The following is a 25735-nucleotide window of genomic DNA, read 5'->3' as shown; positions in this document are numbered from 1 at the left end:
CCGATGTCGGGCTTTGAGGATGCCGGCCCAAAGCCGCTGCCGCATTTCCTCGGTCACCGGGAGCGCCTCAAGGAGCGATTCCGGGAGGCGGGCCCCCTTGCCATTCCGGATTATGAGCTGCTCGAAATGGTGCTGTTCCGCGCCATCAAGCGGGGCGACACGAAACCCCTCGCCAAGCAGCTTCTCGCCCGCTTCGGCACTTTTGCTGAAGTCCTGAGTGCAGAGCCCGAACGATTGATGGAAGTGCGCGGCGTTGGGGAAGCGGTCGCCACCGAAATCAAGATCGTGCATGCCGCTGCGATGCGGCTGATGCGAGGACAGGTGATAAACCGCCCCGTGCTCAACACCTGGAACGCCATCCTGGATTATGTCCGCGCCGCCATGGCCTTCAGCGACAATGAGCAGTTCCGCATCCTCTTCCTGGACAAGAAGAACCAGCTGATCGCGGATGAAGTCCAGCAGGAAGGCACGGTCGACCACACGCCCGTCTACCCCCGCGAAGTCATCAAGCGTGCGCTCGAACTTGGCGCTTCGGCCATCGTCCTCGTTCACAATCATCCCTCGGGTGATCCCACGCCGTCGCTGGCGGATATCGAGATGACGAAGAAAATCGTCGACGCCGGCCAGCGCTTGGGCATCGCCGTTCACGACCACATTGTGGTGGGCCGCCAGGGTCACTTCAGCTTCCGCTCCAACGGGCTGATCTGACCAAAACAAACATGGCCCGGCGAAGCCGGGCCATGGGTAAGAGTGGAGCCGTTCGACCCCTATTCAGCCGCCTTCGGCAGCCTCGCCATGTCGTTCGCGGGCGCATCCAGATGCGGGGCGAGGACGTCGGAGGCATTTTCGTCGTCATGCATGTGGCGGCGGTCGCGCGCGACGTAGGAATAGATCGCGGGCGTGATGAACAAGGTGAAGAGCGTGCCGATGCTCATGCCGGCAGCAATCACCACGCCGATGTCGAAGCGGCTCTTGGCGCCTGCACCATTGGCAATCAGCAGCGGCAGAACGCCGATCACCATGGCGGCCGTGGTCATCAGGATGGGGCGCAGGCGAACCGCAGCGGCTTCCTTGATTGCCGTGTTCTTGTCATAGCCCTGTGTTTCCTGAAGCTTGTTGGCGAACTCCACCATCAGGATGCCGTGCTTGGCGATGAGGCCGATCAGCGTCACAAGGCCGATCTGGGTGTAGATGTTGATGGTTCCCGAGCCCAGGTTTATGGGCGGATTGTTCATCATCGCGCCATTCACCTCACCCAGCACGAACAGCACCAGCAATGCGCCGAACACTGTGGCCGGAAGGCCGATCAGCACGATGAAGGGATCGCGGAAGCTTTCGAACTGCGCGGCGAGCACCAGATAGATGAGCAGCAGCGCGATGGCGAAGGTGACGGCCAGCGTGTTGCCTTCATTCACGAACTGGCGGCTCTCGCCCTTGAAGTCATAGGCCATGCCGGGCGGCATGATCTCATCCGCCTTCTGCTTGAGGAAGGTGATGCCCTCGCCAATGGTGCGGCCGGGGAACGGCACGCCCTGCAGCATGGCGGAGTTGAGCTGCTGGAAAGTGGCAAGCCCGTTGGGCTGCACCGTCTTCGAGACATTCACGAAGGCTGACAGCGGCACCATTTGCCCATCAGCCGAGCGCACGCGATAGCTCAGGATCTGGTCCACGCTGGAACGCTCGGTTCGCGGCACCTGCGGGATCACCTGGTAACTGCGGCCATCGACCGAGAAGCGGTTGACGTTGTTGCCGCCCAGAAGGGTCGAAAGCGTTGCGCCGACATCCTGCATGGTGACGCCAAGCTGGTTGGCGCGATCCTTGTCGACCACGAGTTCCACCTGCGGCGTCTGGAAGCGCAAATCCGCATTGGTGAAAATGAAGAGCCCGCTCTTGTCGGCTTCCGCCTTGAGCTGGTCCAGCACTTCAGCGAGCCGGGTGTAGTCCCCCGGATAGGTGAGCACGAATTCGATCGGCAAGTCGCCCGCACCCACTGGAATGGCGGAAGGGGCGGTTGCAAAGATGTTGACGCCGGACACCGCCTTGAACTTCGGCTGCAGCTCACCCATCACCGACAGGTCGGAGCGGGTGCGCTCCTCCCACGGCTTCAGGATGAGACCCATGAAGGCCGAATGCGTGTTCGGAAAGCCGTTGATGGCAAAGAGGTTCTGCTTTTCCGGAATGGCGAGGAAGGTCTTCGTCAAGTCATCCGTATAGGTGGTGAGATAGTCGAGGTTGGTGTGCTCCGGCGCGTTGACGAAGGCAAACAGCACGCCCTGGTCTTCCGCCGGTGCCAGCTCACGGCTGATGGCATTGTAGAGGACGCCCGAGAGCACGATCATCAGCACGGCAATCCAGGCGAAGACGGCGCGCTGGCGGATCGTGCCGTCAAGCCTGCGGCGGTAGAAGCGCTGCAGCGAACCGAACACGCGCTCCACCAGCCGTCCGAACCAGGACAGCTTGGCATGGGGCTTCAACATCTTGGAGGTCATCATCGGCGACAGCGTGAGCGCGATGATGCCGGAGACCAGAACCGCACCTGCCAGCGTGAAGGCAAATTCGCGGAACAGAGCGCCAGTGAGACCAGAGGTGAAGCCGATGGGCGTATAGACGGCCGCCAGCGTGATGGTCATCGCGATGACGGGGCCGGTGATTTCGCGCGCGCCCTTGATGGCAGCATCGAAGGGCCGCATCCCTTCCTCGATGTGGCGGTGGATGTTCTCGACGACCACGATCGCGTCGTCGACGACGAGGCCGATGGCCAGCACCAGGGCAAGGAGCGTCAGCAGATTGATCGAGTAGCCGAAGGCCACCAGCACCAGCGCCACGCCAATGAGCGACAGCGGAATGGTGACCACGGGAATGATGGTTGAGCGGATATTGCCGAGGAACAGGAAGATGACGACGATCACGATGGCGCCCGCTTCAAGCAGCGTCTTGCCCACTTCCCAGATCGAGGCGTTGATGAACTCCGTCGCGTCATAGGCGATGTTCGCCTCAAGGCCCGTGGGCAGCATGCGCTGGATTTCAGGCATGGTGTCACGAACTTCGTTGATGACGGTCAGCGGATTGGCGTCGGGCGTCGTCTGGATGCCCATGAACACGGCCTTCAGCCCGTCAAAGGCCGAAGTTGAATTGTAGTTCTCTGGCCCCAGATCAACGGTCGCGACCTGGCCAAGCCGGATCACCGTATCGCCGCGGGTGGCGACCACGAGGTTCTCGAACTGGGCAGGCGTTTCAAGAGAAGTCTGGGCGTTGATGTTCTGCTGGGTGAAGTCCGACTTCACTTCGCCGGCCGCCGTGGTGAAGTTGTTGGCGGCCAGCGCCTGGCGCACGTCAAGCGGCGTGATGCCGAGGGATGCCATCTTCTCGGGGTCAAGCCAGACGCGCATGGCGAAGGTCGAGCCACCGAGAATTTCGGCAGAGGCCACGCCATTAATCGCCTGCAGCTTCGGCCTGACCACGCGGTCGAGGTAATCCGAGATCTGCGGAGCGGACATCACATCGGATTTGAAGCTGATGTACATGAGGGCGAAGCCCGCACCATTGGTGCGCTTGACCACGGGGTCGTTCGCCTCCTCCGGCAGAACGCCTTTCACTTCGTTCACCTTGGAGAGAACGTCAGCCAAGGCGCGGTCGGCATCGGCATCGAGCCGAAGCTTCAGTGTGATGGTCGAGACGTTCTGGGATGACTTCGATTCGAGAATGTCCACGCCTTCGGTCGAGGCCACGGCCTGCTGAATGGGCGTGGTGATGAAGCCCTTGATCTGGTCCGCGTTGGCGCCCGGATAGGTGGTGGTGATCTCGATCTTGGTGTCTGACACTTCCGGGAACTGGCGGATCGGCAGTTGCAGGACCGCCTGGATACCGGCCAGCAGGATGAGCAGGCTCACCACGGTCGCAAGGACCGGGCGCTTCACGAAAATGTCGGTGAAATGCATGGGTGCCGGTCCTTACTGAATGGTGCTCGTATCCTGGAGCTTCAACGCAATCGAGTTATCGATCACCACCTTGCTGCCCTGGTCGATCTTGTTCTGGCCGGCGGTCACAACCTTGTCACCCGGCTTCAGCCCGCTGGCGATGGCAACGCGGCCTTCGCGCACGGTGCCCGGCTTGATGAAGCGGCGCTCAATGACGAGTTCGTCGACGTCCTTGCCGTCCTTGTCCTTCGCCGTCGTGGCATTCACCACGAAGACATTGTCGCCATAGAGCGAATAGGTGACGGCCGTCTGCGGCACGGTCACGACCTGCTCGGGCTGGCCCACATCGACCAGCACATTGGCATACATGCCGGGAACGAGGCGCTTGTCCGGGTTCTTGAATTCAGCACGCACCGTGATCATGCGGTTGGTGTCGGAGACGCGGGCATCGGTGGTGGTGATGGCACCGGTGAAGGCCTCACCCGGATAGGCGTTGAACGTCGCCGTCACTTTCTCGCCCATCTTGATGCGGCCATAGTCGGACTCCGTCATGGAGAAGTCGACGTAGACGGGATCGATCTTCTGCAGCCAGACGATCTTCTGACCGGGTGCGAGATAGCTGCCGATGGCGATGTTGCGGATGCCGGCACGGCCGTCCCACGGCGCGTAGATGAATTTCTGCGCGATCTCCGCCTTGCGCCGGTCGAGGGTGGCCTGCAGCACGCGGGCCTTGGTCTTGAGGGAATCGAGTTCGGTGATGGCAACGATGCCCTTGGAGACGAGGCCTTCGCGGCGCTTCAACTCAGTTGCATTGTTGGCGAGTTCGGCCTCGATCGAGCGGATGTCCGCCTCTTCCGTGGCGGAATCGAGCTTCACCAGAAGATCACCCTGCTTCACGTCCTGGCCGGATTCGAAATTGATTTCGGTGACGACCCCGCCCACCTGCGGGGTAACGTCGATCCCCTGGAATGCGGTGACGGTACCGATCCCTGCAATCTGCGGCTGCCAGGATTCGGTGCGCGCGGCCTCCGCCGAGATGGTCTCCGGCGGGCGCGGCGCCCCCATGATGACCGTTGCCAGCATTTTCGGCTTGAAGTCAAAGGCATAAAAGGCAATCGCCCCCGCAAGGCCGCCAAGCAGCACGGTCACGAGGAGGAGGTATAATATGCGGCGTATCATGTGTTTCGTTCCCAGTCTTACTCTGCCGCCTGCGGTGTGGAGGCCCGCAGGAGTTCTGCCTTCTTGTCTTTAAGGACACTGACGGCGGCGCTCATCACCGCCTTGCCATAGTCCGCCACGAAACGCGCCCCGGCATGGGGGTGCTCCGCGCATTTGCATTCACCGATACGTGTGAGATCGGCCTCGAGATCGGCGAGCTGCTTGTCGATGGCCGCCAGCATCACGCCGGGCGTGATGTACTCTCCGAGCAGCATCTGGAACAGGAACTCCGACTTGTACTTGTCACGCCCAGGTAGAACGGAGATTGCACGCGCCAGCGCGTCCGTTCCCTTGGCATTGATCGCATAAACCTTCTTGTCAGGCCGGCCGGATTGCTCCTCGGCGCGGACTGTGAGCAGCCCCTCGCCCGCCAGCTGGGTCAGCGCCGGGTAGATCGAGCCATAGCTCGCATCGATGAAGTGGCTGAACAGCCCCTCCTCGATCTCCTTCTTGATCTCATAGCCCGACGCCTCTCCCGCGGAGAGAACACCAAGGCACAGAGTTCTGACATTCATGCCCATTCCGATCCGATATATAACAGTCCGATAGATGACGAGCCGATATATATCGCGCCGGCATATTGGGCAAGGCGAATCTGCCGCTGTCTCCGCGGCTCACTGGCTTGTGTTAAAAATCCGATCTGTCTATGACAATTGAACGGCAGCAAAAAAACCGCGCCGGGCACAGAAACACAGGGGGGCTCATGGAGTATTTTCTCCAGCAGCTTATCAATGGAATTACCTTGGGGTCGATTTATGGCCTCATCGCCATCGGCTACACCATGGTCTATGGCATCATCGGAATGATCAACTTCGCCCACGGCGACGTTTTCATGGTGGGCTCTGTCGCGGCCTTCCTGGTCGTCCTCGGCATGGGGCTGACGGGCGGCAGCGGGGTGATGATCATCCTGTTTTCGCTCATTCTCGTGGCGGTGATCGCCATGGTGGTGGCCGCCGCCTATAACTGGACGATCGAACGGCTGGCCTACAAGCCGTTGCGCGGGTCCTTCCGGCTGGCTCCGCTGATTTCCGCCATCGGCATGTCAATCGTACTGCAGGAATTCGTCCGCGTCAGCCAGGAAGGCCGCCCCAAGCCGGTGCAGCCCATCGTGACCGGCGGTTATGAGCTGATGACGCGTGTGACGGAGTCCGGCCAGTTCATCGTCCGCCTGACCAACATGCAGATCCTGATCATCGTTTCCACCCTCATCCTGATGGCGGTGTTCACCATTCTCATTCAGAAGACCTCGCTCGGCCGCGCCCAGCGCGCCTGCGAACAGGACATGAAAATGGCCTCGCTTCTGGGGATCGACGTCGACCGCACGATTTCCGTTACCTTCATCATGGGTGCCGCTCTCGCGGCCTTCGCCGGCCTCATGTTCTTCCTCTATTATGGCGTGACCGACTTCTTCGTGGGCTTCCTCGCCGGCATCAAGGCCTTCACGGCCGCCGTGCTGGGCGGCATCGGCTCGCTTCCCGGCGCCATGCTGGGCGGGCTGATCATCGGCCTGATTGAGACCATGTGGTCGGCCTATTTCACGGTTGAATACAAGGACGTGGCGGCCTTCACGGTGCTCATCATCGTGCTGATCTTCATGCCCCAGGGCCTCCTCGGCAAACCGGAAGTGGAGAAGGTCTGACCATGTCCACACAAGATATTCCGGCCCGCAAAGCCGATGGCTATGACGTTGCGGCCATCGCCAAGGACCTGATCGGCACCGCCATCGTCACGCTTTTGATCCTCGTGCCGATCGTTGCCTATAAATCGGTCATCACCCAATACTCGCTGGTTCTGCAGGCACGCTGGGGCGTCGTCCTGACCATTCTCGCACTGGTGGTAGGCGTCAGGCTTTGCATGCACCTCTTCGTCTGGACCAGGGCCCCCTCGCCGGTTCAGGCGGCTGCAAAGGCCGGCCCCATCCGGATTCCCATGGCAGACCGCATCGGCCCCTGGGTCTTCCCGGCCATGGTCGCCTTCGCCGTGCTGCTGCCCTTCCTGTTCGGCTTCGAGCGCCGCCCCATCGATTTGGGGATCTATATTCTCACCTACGTCATGTTGGCCTGGGGCCTTAACATCGTGGTGGGCCTCGCAGGCCTCCTCGACCTTGGCTATGTCGCTTTCTACGCCGTGGGTGCCTACGCTTACGCGCTGCTTTCCACGGTCTACTTCCCCTTGTGGTTCGGCAATGGCGTTGTGCCCTGGGCCTTCTACATCACGCTTCCCGTCGCAGGCCTTCTGGCCGCATTGTGGGGCGTTATTCTGGGTTTTCCGGTGCTTCGCCTGCGCGGTGACTATCTGGCCATCGTCACGCTCGCCTTTGGCGAAATCATCCGCCTGGTGCTGATCAACTGGTTTGACTTCACCAACGGCCCCCAGGGCATTTCGGTGCCCAAGGCCACCTTCTTCGGCCTGCCCTTCACCCGTGGCCCTGACGGTTTCGCGGCTTTCTTCGGCCTCGAGTTCAAGAGCATCCAGTATTACACCTTCCTCTATTACGTGATCCTCGCCCTGGCGCTGCTCACCTATTACGTCACCAACCGGCTCCGGCGCATGCCCATCGGCCGCGCCTGGGAAGCCCTTCGGGAAGATGAAATCGCCTGCCGCTCGCTCGGCATCAACACCACCAACACGAAACTCACGGCGTTCTCCATCGGCGCCATGTTCGGCGGCTTTGCCGGCTGCTTCTTCGCCACCCGCCAGGGCTTCGTCTCGCCGGAAAGCTTCGTCTTCATCGAATCCGCGATCATCCTGGCCATTGTGGTGCTGGGGGGCTTGGGCTCTCAGCTCGGCATCGTGTTCGCGGCGATTGCGATCATGGGCTCGTTCGAACTGTTCCGTGAGCTGACGTTCTTCCAGCAATGGCTGCCGGAAGGCACCGACCTCGTTCACTTCCGCATGCTGGCGGTGGGCCTCGCCATGGTGCTGATGATGCGTTTCAGGCCGCGGGGCTTCGTCACCAGGCGGCAGCCAACCGTGTTCCTCAAGGAGCGCAAGGCCGTTTCGGGCGATCTCGTCAAGGAAGGGCACGGCTGACATGGCAACGGAAATCAAGACCCCGGTGCTCTCTGTCGAGCATCTGACGATGCGTTTCGGCGGACTGACCGCCGTGTCGGATCTCTCCTTCGAAGCCTATCCGCATGAGATCACCGCGATCATCGGCCCCAATGGCGCCGGCAAGACCACGGTGTTCAACTGCATCACCGGCTTCTACAAGCCAACCGAGGGGCGCATCCTGTTCCGCCACGGCGATGGCAAGGAATTCCTGCTGGAGCGCATCGACGATTTCAAGATCGCGCAGATCGCCAAGGTGGCGCGCACCTTCCAGAACATCCGGCTGTTCTCCGGCATGACCGTTCTGGAAAACCTGATGGTCGCCCAGCACAACAAGCTGATGCTGGCCTCGGGCTATACGGTCGCCGGCATTCTGGGCAGCGGCCATTACCGCCGCGCCGAGAAGGACGCGGTCGAACTCTCGAAGTCATGGCTCGAAAAGGTGCGGCTCATTGACCGTGCCGACGATCCCGCAGGCGACCTTCCCTATGGCGATCAGCGCCGCCTCGAGATTGCGCGTGCCATGTGCACGGAGCCCCACCTGCTCTGCCTGGACGAGCCGGCGGCGGGCCTCAACCCGCGCGAGTCGGAGGAACTCAACAAGTTGCTGCGCGCCATCCGCAGCGAGAACGACGTCTCGATCCTGCTGATCGAGCATGACATGAGCGTGGTCATGGGCATTTCGGATCACATCGTGGTGCTCGACTATGGCCAGAAGATTTCCGACGGCGATCCCACCCACGTGAAAACCGATCCCGCCGTGATCCGCGCCTATCTCGGCGTCGAGGACGAGGAAGAGGATGCGCTTGCCGCCAAAGTGGTTGCCGAAGCCCTGGGAGAAAAGCCGTGAGTGAACCCCTCCTCAAAGTTCATGGGGTCCAGACCTTTTACGGCAAGATCCAGGCCCTCAAGGGCATCGACATGGAAGTCAAGGCGGGCGAGATCGTCACCCTCATCGGCTCCAACGGTGCTGGCAAATCAACGCTGATGATGACCATCTGCGGCACGCCGCGCGCACGCGCGGGTTCGGTGCATTTCGACGGGAAGGACATCACCAAGCTGGCGGTCCACAAGATTGCCCAACTGGGCATTTCCCAGTCGCCCGAAGGCCGTCGCATCTTCCCGCGCATGACGGTGCTGGAAAACCTGCAGATGGGCGCAACCGTCAGCGACCCGAAATTCTTCGAGGAAGATCTGGCCCGCGCCTTCAAGATGTTCCCCATATTGGAAAAGCGCCAGACCCAGCGCGGCGGCACGCTCTCCGGCGGCGAACAGCAGATGCTGGCGATTGCCCGGGCGCTGATGTCCCGCCCCCGGCTTTTGCTGCTGGATGAACCATCGCTCGGCCTCGCGCCCCTGATCGTCAAGCAGATCTTCGAGGCCATCAAGGAATTGAACCGCACGGAGGGGCTCACCGTATTTCTGGTGGAGCAGAATGCCTTTCATGCGCTGAAGCTCGCCGACCGCGGATATGTGATGGTGAACGGCCGCATCACCATGTCCGGCACCGGCAAGGAATTGCTCTCCAGGCCCGAGGTGCGCGCCGCCTATCTCGAAGGAGGTCATTGAGCCCATGTCGTTCCTCATCGAACAACGCTTCGGCATCTTCCTCGTGCTGACGGTCATCATGGGCGGCGGGGCCGCCTTCCTGGCGGGCCGCGGCCTTGCCATGAAGTGGCGGCCGGTCTGGATGGCCGTGCTGGCCATGGTGCCGCTCACCCTGGGCCTGCGCTTCCTCCACTACGCCCTGTTCGAGGCGGATCTGACCTCGCTCCACTATCTGGTGACCGATTTCCTGATCCTGCTGGCCTTCTGCCTCTTGGGTTACCGGATGACCCTGGCCAAGAAAATGGTGCGGCAATATCCCTGGATTTATGAGGCAAATGGCCCCCTCGGCTGGCGTTCGAAGGTCTAAAAAGCTGATTTACCAAGCCATTTGCCCCCTTTCCAAGGTTCGTTCTTTGCGCAAATATGGTCCGGGGCGGTCACGCAAGAACCAGAACCATCGTTTGGGAGTCGAAACATGAAGAAGTATCTTTTGGCAGGCATCGCGATCGGCTTTGGCGCCGCGCTCACGGCGACAGCGTCGCTTGCCGACATCACCGTCGGCATTGCCGGCCCGCTGACGGGCCAGCTCGCCGCCTATGGCGAGCAATATACCCAAGGCGCCAAGAAGGCGGTGGACGATATCAACAAGGCCGGCGGCGTGAACGGCGAAAAGCTGGTGCTGGAGATGGGCGATGACGCCTGTGACCCGAAGCAGGCCGTAAACGTCGCGAACCAGCTGGCCTCTAAGGGCGTCAAGTTCGTGGCCGGCCATTTCTGCTCGGGCTCCTCGATCCCCGCCTCCAAGGTCTATGAGGAAGAGGGCATCCTGCAGATCACGCCCGCTTCCACCAATCCCAAGTTCACCGATGAAGGCGGCTGGAACGTCGCCCGTGTCTGCGGACGTGACGATGCCCAGGGCAAGGTGGCGGGCGCCTTCCTCGCCAAGAACTACACGGGAAAGAAGATCGCCGTCATCGATGACAAGTCGGCCTATGGCAAAGGCCTGGCGGATGAAACCCGCAAAGCGATGAATGCCGCGGGCCTGACGGAAGTTCTGAACGAGTCGATCAATGCGGGCGAGAAGGATTATTCCGCCCTCGTCTCCAAGCTCAAGGATGCCGGAGTCGATGCGCTTTACTTCGGCGGCTATCATCCCGAAGCCGGCCTCATCCTGAAGCAGATGGGCGAACAGGGCCTCAATGCCAAGATGTTCTCGGGTGACTCGATGAACGCCGCGGAGCTGTGGACCATTGCTGGCCCCGCCGCCACCAACCTGTTCTTCACCTTCGCGCCCGAACCGCGGAACTTCGAATCCGCGAAGAAGATCGTGGATGAGTTCAAGGCTGGCGGCTACGATCCGGAAGGCTATACCCTCTACACCTATGCCGCCTTCCAGATGTACAAGGCGGCCGCGGAAGCCACCAAGTCCACTGACAATCAGAAACTGGCGGAATGGCTGCGCGCCGGAAACCCGATCAACACCGTGCTTGGCGAAATCAAGCTCGACTCGAAGGGCGACCTCGTCGATCCGAAATACGTCTGGTACACATTCGCGGACGGCAAGTATTTCGAAGATACATCGCTGCAATAAGAACAAGTTTACCCCCGAAGTGCCCGGCCGCAAGCCGGGCATTTTTCCGACCAACCAAGAACGACTTCATCAGGGAGACAGTGCATGAAGAAATATCTTTTGACGGGCGTTGCCATCGGCTTCGCCGCGGCCCTTTCCGCCGGATCGGCATTGGCGGATATCTCCGTCGCCACCGTTGGCCCGATCACGGGCCAGCTCGCCTCCATGGGTGAGCAGTACAGCCAGGGCGCCAAGAAGGCCGTTGAGGACATCAACGCCGCCGGCGGCATCCTCGGCGAGAAGCTCGTACTCGAAATCGGTGACGATGGCTGTGACCCCAAGCAGGCCGTGAACGTCGCCAACCAGCTCGCCGCCAAGGGCGTGAAGTTCGTGGCAGGCCATCTCTGCTCGGGCTCCTCGATCCCGGCGTCCAAGGTCTATGAGGAAGAGGGCATCCTGCAGATCACGCCCGCTTCCACCAACCCCAAGTTCACCGATGAAGGTGGCTGGAACGTCGCCCGCGTCTGCGGCCGTGACGATGCGCAGGGCTCCTTCGCCGGCGCCTATCTCGCCAAGGCCTATGCCGGCAAGAAGGTTGCGATCGTCGACGACAAGTCGGCTTACGGCAAGGGCCTGGCGGATGAAACCCGCAAGGCGATGAACGCGGCAGGCCTCACGGAAGCGGTGAGCGAGTCGATCAACCCGGGCGAAAAGGACTATTCCGCCCTCGTTTCGAAGCTCAAGGATGCTGGCGTCGAAGCCATCTATTTCGGCGGCTACCATCCCGAGGCCGGCCTCATCCTGAAGCAGATGGGCGAACAGGGCCTCAATGCCAAGATGCTGTCGGGTGACTCGATGAACAACGTCGAGCTCTGGACGATCGCCGGCAAGGCCGCCGAGAACCAGATGTTCACCTTCGCGCCTGAGCCCCGGAAGATCCCGGAAGCCGCGGCGATCGTGGAAGAGTTCAAGAAGGCCGGCTATGATCCGGAAGGCTATACGCTTTATACCTATGCCGCCTTCCAGATGTACAAGGCTGCGGCGGAAGCCACCAAGTCCACCGACAACCAGAAGATCGCCGAGTGGCTGCGCGCCGGAAACCCGGTCAAGACCGTGCTGGGCGACATCAAGCTCGACAGCAAGGGCGACATCGTGAACCCGGTTTACGTCTGGTACACGTGGAAGGACGGCAATTACGCCGAAGATCCCTCGATCAAGTAACGCTACCAGCCTCTGACATCACCTGGGACCCGCGCAATTCGCTTGCGCGGGTCTCTTCTTGCGCGGTTTCCGGGAAGGCCCGATACTGCCGGCAACCGAAAGCACACCATGTCCAAGCTCCGTCTGCCGCTCGCCCTGCTCACGCTATTGCTGGCCACAACGCCCGGCCTTGCCGATATACTGATCGGTGCTGCCGCGCCCCTCTCCGGCAACAATGCGGTCCTGGGCGAACAGCTCCGCCGCGGTGTTCAGTTGGCGGTTGATGACATCAACGCCACGGGCGGCATCCGCGGGGAAAAGCTCGCCGTGCAGTTTGCCGATGACGGCTGCGACCCCAGGAAGGCGATCGACGCCGCCACCAGCTTCGTGTCCGCAGGCGTGAAGGCGGTGATCGGGCATTATTGCTCCGGCGCCTCGATCCCTGCCTCCAAGGTCTATCAGAAGGCGGGAATTCTGGAGATCAGCCCAGCTTCCACAAACCCGAAATACACCGATGAAGGCGGATGGAACGTGATCCGCCTCGTCCCGCGCGATGATGCCCAGGCCCGCGCTGCGGCCGTTCTCGTGCTGGACAAGTTTCCAGGCGCCAAGATCGCCATCGTGAACGATCAGACAGCAGCCTTCGCCACCCTGGCCGCCACCTTCAGGGACACGCTTCAGCAAAAGGGCATCACGCCCGCCCTGCAGGAAAGCTTCAAGGCCGGAACCAAGGATTTTGCGCCCCTGGCGCAGCGCCTGAACGCTGCGGGCATTGGCGTCGTCTACCTCACGGGCTCCTATGTGGAAGGAGGCCTGATCGCCCAGGCGCTCCGCGCTGCGGGCTCCCAGGCGCAGATCGTCTCGGGTGACGCGCTGGTGACGGAGGATTACGGCAACCAGGCCAAGGACGCGGCCAATGGCACGCTGATGACGTTCACCTACGACCCCCGCAAGTTCAAGACGGCCCAAGGTGCGGTGGAGCGCTTCCGCGCCCAGGACCAGAATGCCGAGGGCTTCACGCTCTATGCCTATGCCGCCGTCCAGGCGCTGGCCGCTGCGGCAGAGGCAACAGGCACGCTGGACGCAACCAGGCTGGCCGAATGGCTGCGCGGCGGAAACCGGTTTGACACCGTCGTCGGTCCCATCACCTTCGATCAGAAGGGCGATCTCACCAACCCTGCCATCGCTTGGTTCAAATGGATCGACGGCCGCTATGTCGAAGTCGATCCCGTAACTCTCGTCCCGCCCATCCCAGACACAACGCCCTGACGGAGCCCTCCTCCATGCGCGCCTTTTTCGTCCAGATCAAATGCGAGCTCGGCAAATCCTATGAGGTGGCGACAGCCATCGCCGATGCCGAAATCGCGTCCGAAATCTATTCCACGGCCGGCGGTTATGACCTCCTCGTCAAGTTCTACCTGAAAGAGGATGAGGACGTTGGCCACTTCGTCGCCCAGAAGATCCAGACCGTGCCGGGGATCAGAGACACCTATACCCTCATCACCTTCAAGGCGTTCTGAACCATGCGCACCCTGCTAATCTTCCTTGCCCTCATCCTCGGCTGTGGCCGTGCGCTCGCGGCTGATGGCGCAGCCTTCAACCCGATTGGCTATTCGCCCGACAGCCGCTATTTCGCCTTCGAACAATATGGCGTGCAGGACGGTTCGGGCTTCCCTTATTGGGATGTGTTCCTGATTGACCTCAAGGCCAATGAGTGGGTGAAGGGCAGCCCCTACCGGGCCATGATCGAGTCAGAGGAGGCAAAGCCTTCCGCCGCGCGGGACCAAGCGCGTGCCGCCGCAGACCCCGCCCTGAAGCAACTGGGCATCACCGCCCCTGCCGAACTCCTGGCCGCCAATCCCGCGACCGAAGCCGTGCCCGAGCGCGAGCGCCTGACCTTTGACCGCTGGTACCAGAGCCTGGGCTCCCGCAGCGGCGAGAAGAGTGCACTCGGTGTCCGCTTCGAGCTCTCGGTCGAGAAGCTGCCGCTCCCCCGCCCCGCCGCCTGCCCCGAGGGCGATGGCGAAAGCTATGGCGTCAAGGTCATCCTCAAGGATCTGCAGACCGGCACCAGCCGGGCGATCTTCGAGGACAAGTCGATCCCCGCGTCCCGCAACTGCCCCGCCGCCTATGACGTCGCCGCCGTGGTGGCACAGGCGGGCCTCCCCATGACGGACCGGCTGGTGGCCGTGATCGGCGTCTATTCCAGAGGCTTCGAAGGCCTGAATCACCGCTTCATCGCCGTGCCCTTCACGATCAGCGATTGACGCCTTGCCGCAAGCTGCGGGCAACAATGTCGGCCCAGCGAAGGCTGCATGACGGTGCGAGCCATATGAGAAGGTGGAAAGACTTAGCGCTCGCACAAAATTCGCGGATTTGTTAAGCGGACCGCAAAGCCCCCCTTCGAAAGGTTTCCCATGATCCCGCGCTACTCCCGGAAAGAAATGGCCGACATCTGGGAGCCGCAGACGCGTTTCCGCATCTGGTTCGAGATCGAGGCCCATGCGACGGACGCCCTGGCAGAGCTCGGTGTGGTCCCGAAGGAGGCGGCAGCCAGGATCTGGGAGAAGGCCGGAGAAGCCACCTTCGACGTCGCCCGCATCGATGAGATCGAGGCCGTCACCAAGCATGACGTCATCGCCTTCCTCACCCATCTGGCGGAAATCGTCGGCCCCGAGGCGCGCTTCGTGCATCAGGGCATGACCTCTTCCGATGTGCTGGACACATGCCTCAGCGTTCAGATGACGCGCGCAGCCGATCTGCTGATCGCGGATGTGGACGGCCTGCTCGCCGCCCTGAAGCGCCGCGCCTTCGAGCATAAGGATACGGTCACCATCGGCCGCAGCCACGGCATCCACGCGGAGCCCACCACCTTCGGCGTGAAGCTGGCCCAGGCCTATGCCGAGTTCCAGCGGGGCCGGGAGCGGCTGGTGATGGCGCGGAAGGAAATCGCCGTCTGCGCCATTTCAGGGGCCGTCGGCACCTTCGCCAACATCGATCCACGCGTTGAGGAATATGTGGCGGAAAAGATGGGGCTCGTGCCCGAGCCCGTCTCCACCCAGGTGATCCCGCGGGACCGGCATGCCATGTACTTCGCAGCCTTGGCCGTTGTCGCCTCCTCGATCGAGCGGCTCGCCACCGAGATCCGCCATCTTCAGCGCACGGAGGTGCTGGAGGCGGAGGAATATTTCTCGCCCGGCCAGAAGGGCTCCTCCGCCATGCCGCACAAGCGGAACCCGGTGCTGACGGAGAACCTGACGGGCCTCGCCCGCCTCGTCCGCTCTTCCGTCATTCCGGCGCTGGAGAATGTGGCGCTCTGGCATGAGCGGGACATTTCGCATTCGTCCGTCGAGCGCGGCATTGCGCCCGACGCTACGATCCATCTGGACTTCGCGCTGAAGCGTCTCACGGGCGTGATCGACAAGCTGCTGGTTTACCCTGAAAACATGCAGAAGAACCTCAACCGGCTGGGCGGCCTCATCCATTCCCAGCGGGTGCTGCTGGCGCTGACCCAGAAGGGCATGAGCCGCGAGGATTCCTATGCCGCCGTGCAGCGGAACGCCATGCCGGTCTGGCGTGGCGAGGGCAATTTCCTCGAGCTGCTCAAGAACGACAAGGACGTCTCCGCCCTGCTCTCCCCCGCCGAACTCGAAGGCCTCTTTGACCTCGGCTACCATACGAAGCATGTGGATACGATTTTCCGCCGGGTCTTCGGTCAGTAGAGAACAAGCCCGGCTGTCCTCAAATGGCAACCGGGCGGCGATGCCTCTGCCGTAAGTTCACCGCATGCGCTGGGGTGGATATTAGAGGCGGTTATGAGGGGCGGACGGGTCGTCGCCAGTCTGATTCTGGCGGCAGTGGTGATCTGGCAAAACATGCCTGCACAGGCCGCCGATACGGCCCCGGCGCAATCAGGCGATCTTCTGCGCGCATTGTTTGATGACGCGACCTTCACCCTCCATCCGCGCAGCTACCTGTTTGATGACAATGAGGCGTCCGGTGGCGGCCCCGCCGCCTTGGCGCTCGGCGGTTGGCTCGGCTACCAGACGGGCTGGATTGGCGATGTTCTGCAATTGGGTATCACGGGCTACACATCCCAACCCCTCTGGGCCCCGCAGGACCGTGACGGAACCCTGCTGCTGATGCCCGGCCAGAAGGGCTTCTCCGTGCTGGGCCAAGCCTATGCGGCCCTGCGATATGAAGACCAGCAGCTCACACTGTACCGCCAGCTGGTGGAACTGCCGGAAGTGAACAAGCAGGACGACCGAATGGTGCCCAACACCTTCGAGGGCGGCACCCTCAAGGGAGAGTTGGGCCCTTTCAGCTACTTCGGCGGCGTCCTCACCGCGATGAAGACCCGCGACGCGGATCATTTCGTGAATATTGCGGATGCCGCGGGCGTGGAGCAGAACGAGATCATGTATCTGGGCGAACTCGCCGTCTCGCAAGATGAGGACGTGAGGGCCCGCACCTCCCTCTATGTCGTACCCAACCTGCTGGCATCCTCCTATAGCGATGCGGAATTGGAGCTCTCGCTTGCGACTGAACTTCGCGCCAGGCTGTCAGGCCAATTCATGTTCCAGACCGGCATCGGTGACGAGATGATGACGGGTCCCGGCTTCCAGACCTGGATCCTCGGCGTGATGGGCGACATCCAATATCGCGGCCTCACCCTGACAGCCGGCTACGCCGCCAATGGCGAGGACGATGACTGGCAATCGCCCTATGGTTCGTGGCCTGGTTACACGAACATGGTGGTCAGGGATTTTGACCGCGCCGAAGAGCAAACGCTGCTGCTGGGCGCAGCCTTCGATTTCGGAGCAATCGGCATCGATGGGCTGGCGCTCGCGGCACGGACCGCGCTGGATCTGGACGTCGCACCAGGGCTTGCCAGTTACAATGAATATGATCTTCTGGCCGACTACCGGCTGCAATCATTGTCCGGCAACTGGGCCTGGCTGTCTCCCTTCCGGCTCCGGGCGCAATATGCCTGGGTGGAGGAAGACGACACCAATGGCACCCGCAGCCTCTCCAATGAGCTCCGCGTCATATTGGATTATGACTTCAAGTTTGAAGGCAGCGATCTCTAGAGCGCCAGGCGTTCTTGTATCAGCCAGTTTGGCCGTCATTCCAGCGAAGGCTGGAATCCCGCTTTGCGTCCGCACGCGAGGCAATGGAGCCGGATTCCGGCGTTCGCTGGAATGACGAATATGAGAAGAACTTAGCAGTCTCCAAGCACGTGCGCCTCGGTTTAGACTTGCCCGAACGTCACTTGCATGTAATTATCACATAAACATTTCTTACCTTTATACCGGCAAACTCCATGACCAGCCTCCAACAGCGTTGCACTGCCTGGCATGCAACCGACTTGCAGGAATATTTCTAGCTCCCTCATCCCCCGCCTTCGCTGAGGGACCGTAACCCTCAATTCCCCTGACCATGCGACTTGTGTGAGGATTCCATGCATGCGGATTCCGGCAGGAATCAAACACGGCAGCTGATTGCAGCGCTCGCCGGCATTTCCGTCTTCGGCCTCAGCTTCGGCCTCCTCTACCCGCTGATGGCGCTCAATCTGGAGGGCCGGGGTTTTAGCGCAAGCTACATCGGAATCATCGCGGCGATGCAGCCGCTGGGCCTCGTCATGTCCAACTTCCTGCTGCCCACCGTTGTCGCGAGAACCGGCGTGGGTGGGCTTCTTAAAATTTGCATCGGCGCGATCTCCCTGGTGTTCGCGGTCTATCCCTTCCTGCCTCCCACGCCCTGCTGGTTCCTGCTTCGCTTCGTGCACGGCGCCCTTGCGTCTTCGATCTATGTGGTCAGCGAAGCCATCATCGTGCGCTTGTCGGTGGGTGAGCGCGCCACCCGCGTGCTGGCGCTTTACACGGCGGTGATGCAGACGACCTTTGGCATCGGCCCCCTCATCCTGCTGCTGACGGGTGTTGATGGCCCTGCCGGCTTTCTCACCGGCGCCATTCTGACCATTGTCGGCGGCCTCATCATGATCCTGGGCGGTGCGGGCAAGGTGGAGCTTTATGACGAGGGTGAGCGCAAGCCATTTCTGTCCGTGCTGTGGCAGATCAAGTTTCTGCTCGCGGGTTATGCCGTCTTCGCCTTTGCGGATGCCGTCACCGCGGATCTGCTGCCAGTCTATGGCAAGCTGCTGGATTTCTCGACCACACGCGCCGCACTGCTGCTCACTGCCTTCCTGTTCGGCAGCACCATCCTGCAAATTCCCTTGAGCTTCCTGTTCAGCAAGGTGGATGAGACTTATCAGCTTCCACTCAATGTGAGCGGCGTCGCGCTGTCGTTTCTGGCGCTGGTCTTCACCTGGGACACGGCCCTGGTCTGGCCCGTCATCGCCATCGCCGGCGCGCTGACCTCTTCGATCAACACGATCTCGCTCACCCAGGTCGGAAGATACGTCGCCGCAAGAGACCTCGTCGCGGGAACCGCCAGCCTCACAACGTCCTGGGGCGTGATCTATCTCATCGCGACGCCGATTGCCGGGATCGGCATGGACAGTGCCGGCCCCCAGGCACTTCCCTACAGTGTCGTGATCTTCGGGCTGCTGTCGCTTGCCGTCTTGCTCATCGGAAGCCGCCGCCGCACTAGGCGGTTGTAATCGGCAGGAACCACAATGCCAGAAATGGCACCTCTCCGGAGCGCATGGCGTGAAGAATGCCCGGGGGATTGTAGATGATGCCGCCGGGCCCCGGCCTCGTCCAGTCCATGCCGGCGTTCCACCACTCCCCATCGGTGAGTGCCAGATAGATCTCTTCCGGCGGATGGTTGTGATCGGGGTAGAGGATCCCCGGCGCCATCAGCGTGGCCCCCACCCAGACGTCCTCCCGCTGCTCCAGCCCTCCGGGCCCGATCAGCATGGCGTTGGCGTGGCCATCAAAGAAGGGCTGGTCAGCAGGGGTGACACCCTTGCGGTGCGTCCAGCGCAGGCGCCCTTCGATCGCGGCAAAGGCGCTGGCAATGTCAGGAAGCGGAGAGGCTTCAGCGGCCATACTGGAATAAGCGGCATCGAGACGGTGCTCACAGAGCGGGAACCGCTCCGCCTCAACGGCCGCTGCATTGCCCTGCGCGCCGGCCAGACGGTCAAGAACCCTTTGCCCCGCCAAAGCAGCGGGTCCCGTAACCTGGCTGAGAATGGCCTCGAGTGACCGGTCAATGATGATGGCGAGGTTTGGATCGCGTGTGACCATTGTCATTGGCTAGCCTTCCCCGCCGCGCCGCGCAACGCCCCGCAACGTCACTTCGGATTGAGCTCGAGCCAGGCCTGCAGCTTGGCCACTTCCCCTTGCTGGTCGGCCTTCATCTTCTTCGCCATTTCGGCGATTTCCGGTACGACGTCCTTCTGCTGCAGCAGCACATCCGCCATGGCAATCGCACTCTGGTGGTGCAACACCATCAGGCGCACGAAATCGCCGCTGGGGTTTCCGGACATCTCCGTCTTCATCATGGCCTGGTCCATGGCCTGGAGCGCCTTGATGTAGCCGCGGTCTGCTTCGGAGATTTCGGCACCGGGCCGCATCGCGAGCATGTTCAGCATGCTGTCTTCAGCCGCACTTTCCGCCGGTGGCGGCGTTGCCACGTCCTCAGCCAGTGCCGCGCTGCCCATCAGGGCAAAAACGATGATGAGCGCCGTCGATCTGTTCATTGGTGCACCTCCCCTATAGGCGCAGCAATGCCCCACCGGGGGCGGGTGTTCCGTCCACCGGTGGACAGAGGGAATGATCCCTCAGTTGATGATGGTGATCCGCGTGGACTTCATCCCGTGCTTCTGGACAAGGGAATAGAGCCTCGCCGCATTCTGCGGATGCAGCCTGATGCAGCCGTGCGACGCCGGGCTCCCCAATTGGCGCACATAATAAGTGGCATGGATCGCGTAGCCCCCGAGGAAGAAGATGGAATTCGGCATCGGCGAATTGTCGTATTTCTTCGAATAATGCATCTTCTTGAGGAGGAATGGCCGCCAGCTGCCGCGGGGCGTGTGATAGCCGTCCCGGGCGGTCGAAACCTTCCAGCGGCCATAGGGCCAGCCGTTGACGTCAACCGTCATCGATTGGTTCGAGACATCGATCAGGATTTCGATTTCAGGTGGCGCTTTGGCTTTGGTGGCAGCGCCCACGGCGCCTGTCAAAACCCATGCCAGAACCACCAGCCCTGAAAGCAGGGCAAACAGCTTCTTCATCTCTCCGTCTCCATCCCCTCAGGCGTCATCATCCCGGCCTGTTGCGGGTGCCGGGCAAGGCTCAGTCCTCGTGGAGGAACTCCCGCCCGACCTTCACCCGCCGCACGCCATCATAGCGGATTATGTCAGCTGTTGCGTAAGTTTCAGTTAAGGTTGCAGGAAGGAAGCTGCCGGTTCCCACCATGTTGAGCGGTGCCCGGGCGGCCCCCATGATCTGGCATTTCTGCGGATCGAAGCCGGAAGAGCCGACGATGGTCGCCCGGCCATAGCCCGCCTTATCGAGCGCCCGCCTCACGTGGATGATGGCTGCGGCGGACACGCCCTTGCCGAACAGGATGCGCCGCACCTTGTCCACCAGGATGTTGTTGGGGTCGAGCTGGAAAGCCCGGCCGCCCAGCACCTGCTCCACGATATTGTATTCGCCCTGAACTCCCAGCCAGTGCCCCACCGTCTCGACCGATTTCTCGTAATCGAGCCCCTCGGCGAAGCGGCCGCCATGGGTATCAAGCCTGACGCCGAAGGATTTTCCCTCCGCGTCGAGCTTCGCCTCCTCGTAGAACCAATGCGCGCAGCGGATCGAATCGGTGACCTCCTGCCCCGTGTAATCGACAAGGGCTGTCAGGTTTTTCACCTCCGGCAGGCTCTGGGAAAAGAGCTTCATCGCCTCCAGCACGTCCCCGCCGGTATAGCCCACCAGAGCATGGGGCATGGTGCCCATGCCGGCCTTGGCGCCGAAGAAGGGCGCCGTCAGATCCTGCGAGGAGCCGACGAATCCCTTGACGCTGGGGTCCGCGTGCTTTGCAGCGGCGGAGCCGACGGCTGCGCCATAGGCGGCGAGAATGTTCATTTCCGCCCCCGAACCGTGGCGGGCATGCATGTCCATGAAGGCGGCCGAAGGAATAGCCCGGCACATTTCATAGGCATTATTGGCGGAAACGCAGGGAAAGCCGATTTTCTGCAGCATCAGCGTCTCGATCTCCGAGAGCTTGGCCATGGAACCGGTGATCTCCAGCATCTTCGATTCGGAGGGGACGATGTCACCTTCCGCATAGAACCGCCTGATCTCCACATTCGGCACGAAATGCCGGATGAGCCGGATCGCGGGCTCGAGCGCGGCCACAACGCGGCGGCGCATGAATACCGCAAACGTCACCGTCGAATCGCCATTCGCCGCAACGATGCGGCTGGTATTGGTGAAATACTTGTCCGTCTGCGCGCTGACGGGGCCCGCACACAAAGCGAGGGCGATGAGGCGATCCAGGATCACCTCAGCGCCGGGAATGAGAGAAGCATGCTGGTCCATGGTGTTTACTCTTGCGCGGAACTCCCCAGGCGTCAAACTTGGAGCGACTGCCGGAGCTTCTCCGCCCCCGCCTGCAGAAGGTCCACATCGACCGCTGCGGCGATGAAGGTGAAGCCAATCTTGAGATAGGCCTTGATGACATCCGCACTGCCGCCGAAGGCGCCGGCAACGAGGCCGTGTCTGCGGGCGGCAGCGGAGACCTTTTCCATGGCGGCCAGCGTAGCCTTCCCCGTCTTGTCGATCCCTGCCCCCTTGGACAATGTGATCGACAGATCGGAGGGGCCGACGAACAGCCCGTCAAGACCGGGCGTTGCCGCGATCTCTTCCAGGTTTTCCAGCGCCTCAACCGTTTCCACCATGGCGAAAACCATGGTCATCCGATTGGCCTCGCGCAGATAGTCGCCAGGCGCCAGGCCGGAGGCCTGAAGTGCGGTGTAGCCGCCCCAGCTTCGGGCGCCCAGCGGGGGATATTTGGCGGCCCGCACCAGTGCCTCAGCCTGGGCCCTGCTGTTGACCATGGGGGCAATCACACAGACTGCACCCGCGTCGAAGGCCTGGCCGGGAATCGCGGCGTCGTTCCACAAGGAGCGGACCAGCGCGGGCTTACCCGCCGCATTGATGGCGGCAATCATCGGAACCGCGTCCGAAAAGCCGATCATGCCGTGCTGCATGTCCAGGCACACGCCATCGAGCGGAAGCCGCGCCACCTGGGCGGCAAGGGCGCCCGAAGGGATGGACATCCAGGAGAACAGAAACGGCTCGCCCGTGGCAAGCCGCGCCCTGAGGTCGAAATGGGCGGCGGGCACTTAACCCGTCGTCCTGATCTGCTCGACGGCCTTTGCCAGAAGTTCCTGCATCACCTGCCGGATCTGCTGATCGGAGACCGCCACTGATTTTGCATCGAAATCCGACCGGACCTTGCGGAACACGTCTTCATCGCCCGCTTCCTGGAAATCGGCCACCACCACGGACTTGGCATAGGCGTCAGCCTCATCGCCTGAAAGACCGAGCTTTTCGGCCGCCCACAGGCCCAGAAGCTTGTTGCGCCGGGCACCGGCCTTGAACAGCAGCTCCTCATCCAGGGCAAATTTCTTCTCGAAGCCTTCTTCGCGGTTGTCGAAGGTTGTCATACCAGTCTCCCGTTTTCGGTCTGGGACTTGAATAAGCCACCTCTGCCCGCCAAATCAACTGAACAAACCAAGGGCCGTTGTGCAGCGCACCACGTTGCGTTAAGGAGCCCCAAAGGATTGGGGAAACTTCACCCCGAAACCGCAACAGAACTGGCGCAGACACCCTTCCGGGTCTAAAGCTTCGGGGGTGGATTAGGGATTTGATGAGGATATTTCAAATGAACAGCAGGCGCACCCGAATCTACGAAGGCAAGGCCAAGATTCTCTATGAAGGCCCGGAGCCCGGCACCATCATTGTGCATTTCAAGGATGACGCGACTGCTTTCAACGCTCAGAAGAAGGCCGTGATTGAGGGCAAGGGTGTTCTCAACCAGCGCATTTCCGAGTTCATCTTCACGCGCCTGAACGAGCTCGGAATCCCCACCCATTTCCTCCGCTCCCTCAACATGCGCGAGCAGCTGGTACGCGAAGTCGAAATCGTGCCGCTGGAAGTTGTCGTCCGCAACGTAGCGGCAGGTTCCCTAGCCAAGCGCCTGGGGCTCGAGGAAGGCCACCAGCTGCCGCGCTCCATCATCGAATTCTATTACAAGAACGACCAGCTCGGCGATCCCATGGTCTCCGAGGAGCACATCACGGCCTTCAACTGGGCGTCTCCCCAGGAGATCGACGACATGATGCATATGGCCATCCGCATCAATGATTTCATGTCCGGCCTCTTCCTCGGGATCGGCATCAAGCTCGTGGACTTCAAGGTCGAATTCGGCCGCCTCTACGAGAATGACATGATGCGGATCGTGCTGGCGGACGAGATCAGCCCCGATTCGTGCCGGCTGTGGGACATCAAGACCCAGGACAAGCTGGACAAGGACCGTTTCCGCCGCGACATGGGCGGCCTCGTCGAAGCCTATCAGGAAGTGGCCCGGCGTCTGGGCATCATCGCCGAGGGCGAAAAGCCCGAGCGCTCCAAGCCCAAGCTTGTCAAGACGGATCTGAACTGATGAAGGCCAAGGTCAAGGTCACGCTCAAGAACGGCGTTCTGGACCCGCAGGGCAAAGCAATTGGCGGTGCTCTCGGCCATCTCGGCTTCGATGGCATCGGCGACGTGCGCCAGGGCAAGTATTTCGAGATCGAATTGGCCGAAACCGACAAGGCCAAGGCGAAGGAGCAGGTAAAGGCGATGTGCGAAAAGCTCATCGCCAATACCGTGATCGAGAACTACGACATCGAACTGGCCTGAGGGCGCGCCCCATGAAATCCGCCGTCGTCGTCTTCCCCGGCATCAACCGCGAACGCGATATGATGCTGGCACTCGAAACCGTCACCGGAACAAAGCCCATCGCCGTGTGGCACACGGAGACGGAGCTTCCCAAGGTTGACCTTGTGGTTGTGCCCGGCGGCTTCTCCTTCGGCGACTATCTGCGCTGCGGGGCGATTGCCGCACGTTCACCCATCATGGAAGATATTCGCGCCAAGGCCTTGGCCGGACTCAAGGTTTTGGGGGTGTGCAACGGCTTCCAGATCATTGCAGAGGCAGGCCTCCTGCCCGGCGCCCTGGTGAGGAATGCGGACCTGCGCTTCGTCTGCCGGCAGGTGAAACTCAAGGTCGAAAACAACGAGACCTTCTTCACCAACCGGATGGCCACAGGCGCCATCGTCTCCTGCCCCGTGGCCCATGGCGAAGGCAATTACATCTGTGACCCCGAAACGCTGAAGCGGCTCGAGGGTGAAAACCGCGTGGTCTTCCGCTATGCCGAAGGCACCAACCCCAACGGTGCGCTGAATGACATCGCGGGGATATCTAATGAGTCCGGCACGGTGATCGGCATGATGCCGCATCCTGAAAACATGATCGAGCCACTCCACGGCAAGACCGACTGCCGCCCCCTGTTCGAAAGCCTGCTCGCGGCTTAACGGCTTGCGCCGGGGTGGCGGCGCGACAACTGAATCTCACAGGAGCATTTCATGGCCTATGACGTCGCCGTTCTGATTGGCAGCCTGCGCAAGGAATCGCTCACCCGGCAGCTGGTCCTGGCGCTTCAGAAGATCGCGCCGCCGGGCCTCAAGCTGCGCATTGTGGAGATCGGCGATCTGCCGCATTTCAACGCGGATCACGAGGCCTCGCCGCCGCCGGAGGTGACGGCTTTCAAGCAGTCGATCGAGAAGGCTGACGCCGTGCTGTTCGCCACGCCCGAATACAACCGCTCCGTTCCGGGCGTGCTGAAGAATGCAATCGACGTTGGCTCCAGGCCCTATGGCAAATCCGTCTGGAACGGAAAGCCGGCCGCGGTGATCTCAATCTCCCAGGGCGTGCTTTCGGGCTTTGGCGCCAACCACCATCTGCGTCAGTCTCTCGTGTTCCTGAACATGCCCACGCTGCAGCAACCTGAAGCCTATATTGCCCAGGTCCAAACCCTGCTCGACGGCAAGGGCGGCTTCGTGAAGCCGGAGACCAAGGCGTTTCTGGAAAGCATTCTCAAGGCCTTCGAGGCCTGGATCGGAAAGGTGAAGGGCTGATCCTCCCGCCTCCCCCGCCCGTCACCCCAGCGAATGCTGGGGTCCCGTTTCGGGCGTCCGGAGCGGGATGCCAGCCTGCGCTGG

At 61.6% G+C, this 25735-nt stretch carries 27 protein-coding genes; 18 read left to right on the top strand and 9 right to left on the bottom strand.

Going from position 1 to position 25735, the window contains the following annotated elements:
• Positions 1 to 3: 3 nt before the first annotated feature.
• Positions 4 to 708, top strand: a complete 705-nt coding sequence (gene radC, locus ACO06F_RS01015; protein WP_421694846.1) for a RadC family protein — start codon at positions 4 to 6, stop codon at positions 706 to 708.
• A gap of 59 nt (positions 709 to 767) precedes the next feature.
• Here the strand turns inward: radC and ACO06F_RS01010 are convergent, their stop codons facing one another.
• Genes ACO06F_RS01010 through ACO06F_RS01000 form a run of 3 tightly spaced genes read right to left on the bottom strand, consistent with a single transcriptional unit; the run spans position 768 to position 5650 of the window.
• Positions 768 to 3938: an efflux RND transporter permease subunit gene (locus ACO06F_RS01010; protein ID WP_421694845.1), complete on the bottom strand. Its 3171-nt coding sequence runs from the start codon at positions 3936 to 3938 to the stop codon at positions 768 to 770.
• A 12-nt stretch (positions 3939 to 3950) separates the two neighbouring features.
• On the bottom strand, positions 3951 to 5096 hold the full coding sequence (locus tag ACO06F_RS01005; RefSeq protein WP_421694844.1) for an efflux RND transporter periplasmic adaptor subunit: 1146 nt from the start codon (positions 5094 to 5096) through the stop codon (positions 3951 to 3953).
• A 17-nt stretch (positions 5097 to 5113) separates the two neighbouring features.
• The gene (locus ACO06F_RS01000; RefSeq protein WP_421694843.1) at positions 5114 to 5650 is read right to left on the bottom strand and encodes a PadR family transcriptional regulator; all 537 of its coding nucleotides are present in this window, start codon (positions 5648 to 5650) and stop codon (positions 5114 to 5116) included.
• 188 nt (positions 5651 to 5838) lie between these two features.
• Here ACO06F_RS01000 and ACO06F_RS00995 point away from each other — a divergent pair, with 188 nt between their 5' ends.
• The 13 genes from ACO06F_RS00995 to ACO06F_RS00935 all read left to right on the top strand — a co-directional run bounded on the left by ACO06F_RS00995 (position 5839) and on the right by ACO06F_RS00935 (position 19126).
• Positions 5839 to 6774, top strand: a complete 936-nt coding sequence (locus tag ACO06F_RS00995) for an ABC transporter permease subunit (protein ID WP_421694842.1) — start codon at positions 5839 to 5841, stop codon at positions 6772 to 6774.
• 2 nt (positions 6775 to 6776) lie between these two features.
• Positions 6777 to 8168 (top strand): high-affinity branched-chain amino acid ABC transporter permease LivM, encoded by a 1392-nt coding sequence (gene livM, locus ACO06F_RS00990; protein WP_421694841.1) that lies wholly within the window; start codon positions 6777 to 6779, stop codon positions 8166 to 8168.
• A gap of 1 nt (position 8169) precedes the next feature.
• A complete protein-coding gene (locus tag ACO06F_RS00985) occupies positions 8170 to 9036 on the top strand; it encodes an ABC transporter ATP-binding protein (RefSeq protein ID WP_421694840.1) in 867 nt (288 codons plus the stop codon).
• Positions 9033 to 9755, top strand: a complete 723-nt coding sequence (locus ACO06F_RS00980) for an ABC transporter ATP-binding protein (protein WP_421694839.1) — start codon at positions 9033 to 9035, stop codon at positions 9753 to 9755. The genes ACO06F_RS00985 and ACO06F_RS00980 overlap by 4 nt, the downstream gene beginning before the upstream one ends.
• Positions 9756 to 9759: 4 nt before the next feature.
• On the top strand, positions 9760 to 10101 hold the full coding sequence (locus tag ACO06F_RS00975) for a DUF6867 family protein (RefSeq protein ID WP_421694838.1): 342 nt from the start codon (positions 9760 to 9762) through the stop codon (positions 10099 to 10101).
• Between the two features lie 108 nt (positions 10102 to 10209).
• Positions 10210 to 11325 (top strand): branched-chain amino acid ABC transporter substrate-binding protein, encoded by a 1116-nt coding sequence (locus tag ACO06F_RS00970; protein ID WP_421694837.1) that lies wholly within the window; start codon positions 10210 to 10212, stop codon positions 11323 to 11325.
• Positions 11326 to 11409: 84 nt separating this feature from the next.
• Positions 11410 to 12525, top strand: coding sequence for a branched-chain amino acid ABC transporter substrate-binding protein (locus tag ACO06F_RS00965; RefSeq protein ID WP_421694836.1), 1116 nt, complete (start codon positions 11410 to 11412; stop codon positions 12523 to 12525).
• Positions 12526 to 12633: 108 nt separating this feature from the next.
• The gene (locus ACO06F_RS00960) at positions 12634 to 13773 is read left to right on the top strand and encodes a branched-chain amino acid ABC transporter substrate-binding protein (RefSeq protein ID WP_421694835.1); all 1140 of its coding nucleotides are present in this window, start codon (positions 12634 to 12636) and stop codon (positions 13771 to 13773) included.
• 14 nt (positions 13774 to 13787) lie between these two features.
• Positions 13788 to 14024 (top strand): Lrp/AsnC ligand binding domain-containing protein, encoded by a 237-nt coding sequence (locus ACO06F_RS00955; protein ID WP_421694834.1) that lies wholly within the window; start codon positions 13788 to 13790, stop codon positions 14022 to 14024.
• A gap of 3 nt (positions 14025 to 14027) precedes the next feature.
• Positions 14028 to 14771, top strand: a complete 744-nt coding sequence (locus tag ACO06F_RS00950; RefSeq protein WP_421694833.1) for a DUF2259 domain-containing protein — start codon at positions 14028 to 14030, stop codon at positions 14769 to 14771.
• 150 nt (positions 14772 to 14921) lie between these two features.
• Positions 14922 to 16226 (top strand): adenylosuccinate lyase, encoded by a 1305-nt coding sequence (purB, locus tag ACO06F_RS00945; protein WP_421694832.1) that lies wholly within the window; start codon positions 14922 to 14924, stop codon positions 16224 to 16226.
• A 93-nt stretch (positions 16227 to 16319) separates the two neighbouring features.
• Complete coding sequence (locus tag ACO06F_RS00940; RefSeq protein ID WP_421694831.1) at positions 16320 to 17594, top strand: OprD family outer membrane porin; 1275 nt, start codon at positions 16320 to 16322, stop codon at positions 17592 to 17594.
• 371 nt (positions 17595 to 17965) lie between these two features.
• Positions 17966 to 19126 carry an MFS transporter gene (locus tag ACO06F_RS00935; RefSeq protein ID WP_421694830.1) on the top strand — a complete coding sequence of 387 codons (1161 nt, stop codon included), beginning with the start codon at positions 17966 to 17968 and terminating at the stop codon, positions 19124 to 19126.
• Here the strand turns inward: ACO06F_RS00935 and ACO06F_RS00930 are convergent.
• From ACO06F_RS00930 to ACO06F_RS00905, 6 genes are all read right to left on the bottom strand, one after another.
• Positions 19113 to 19721: a dimethylsulfonioproprionate lyase family protein gene (locus ACO06F_RS00930; RefSeq protein ID WP_421694829.1), complete on the bottom strand. Its 609-nt coding sequence runs from the start codon at positions 19719 to 19721 to the stop codon at positions 19113 to 19115. The two genes, ACO06F_RS00935 and ACO06F_RS00930, sit on opposite strands and share 14 nt — an antisense overlap.
• Before the next feature lie 41 nt (positions 19722 to 19762).
• Complete coding sequence (locus tag ACO06F_RS00925; protein ID WP_421694828.1) at positions 19763 to 20170, bottom strand: DUF305 domain-containing protein; 408 nt, start codon at positions 20168 to 20170, stop codon at positions 19763 to 19765.
• Positions 20171 to 20251: 81 nt separating this feature from the next.
• Entirely contained in the window at positions 20252 to 20704 is a 453-nt protein-coding gene (locus tag ACO06F_RS00920) for a L,D-transpeptidase (protein ID WP_421694827.1), read from the bottom strand.
• Positions 20705 to 20765: 61 nt separating this feature from the next.
• Positions 20766 to 22007 carry a hypothetical protein gene (locus ACO06F_RS00915; protein ID WP_421694826.1) on the bottom strand — a complete coding sequence of 414 codons (1242 nt, stop codon included), beginning with the start codon at positions 22005 to 22007 and terminating at the stop codon, positions 20766 to 20768.
• 32 nt (positions 22008 to 22039) lie between these two features.
• Positions 22040 to 22813, bottom strand: a complete 774-nt coding sequence (locus ACO06F_RS00910; RefSeq protein WP_421694825.1) for an HpcH/HpaI aldolase family protein — start codon at positions 22811 to 22813, stop codon at positions 22040 to 22042.
• Complete coding sequence (locus ACO06F_RS00905) at positions 22814 to 23137, bottom strand: DUF1476 domain-containing protein (protein WP_421694824.1); 324 nt, start codon at positions 23135 to 23137, stop codon at positions 22814 to 22816.
• 218 nt (positions 23138 to 23355) lie between these two features.
• Here ACO06F_RS00905 and purC point away from each other — a divergent pair, with 218 nt between their 5' ends.
• From purC to ACO06F_RS00885, 4 genes are read left to right on the top strand one after another with little or no spacing between them, the layout of a single operon-like run.
• The gene (gene purC, locus ACO06F_RS00900; protein ID WP_421694823.1) at positions 23356 to 24135 is read left to right on the top strand and encodes a phosphoribosylaminoimidazolesuccinocarboxamide synthase; all 780 of its coding nucleotides are present in this window, start codon (positions 23356 to 23358) and stop codon (positions 24133 to 24135) included.
• Positions 24132 to 24374, top strand: coding sequence for a phosphoribosylformylglycinamidine synthase subunit PurS (purS, locus tag ACO06F_RS00895; RefSeq protein ID WP_421696596.1), 243 nt, complete (start codon positions 24132 to 24134; stop codon positions 24372 to 24374). Before purC ends, purS begins: the two co-directional genes overlap by 4 nt.
• Before the next feature lie 11 nt (positions 24375 to 24385).
• Positions 24386 to 25048, top strand: coding sequence for a phosphoribosylformylglycinamidine synthase subunit PurQ (purQ, locus tag ACO06F_RS00890; RefSeq protein ID WP_421694822.1), 663 nt, complete (start codon positions 24386 to 24388; stop codon positions 25046 to 25048).
• A gap of 51 nt (positions 25049 to 25099) precedes the next feature.
• On the top strand, positions 25100 to 25651 hold the full coding sequence (locus ACO06F_RS00885) for an NADPH-dependent FMN reductase (protein WP_421694821.1): 552 nt from the start codon (positions 25100 to 25102) through the stop codon (positions 25649 to 25651).
• The last annotated feature ends 84 nt before the right edge of the window (positions 25652 to 25735 follow it).

This window comes from Aestuariivirga sp. (genome assembly GCF_965227715.1).
Taxonomy (GTDB): Bacteria; Pseudomonadota; Alphaproteobacteria; order Rhizobiales; family Aestuariivirgaceae; genus Aestuariivirga.
This window is presented reverse-complemented; position numbering and strand designations above follow the sequence as displayed.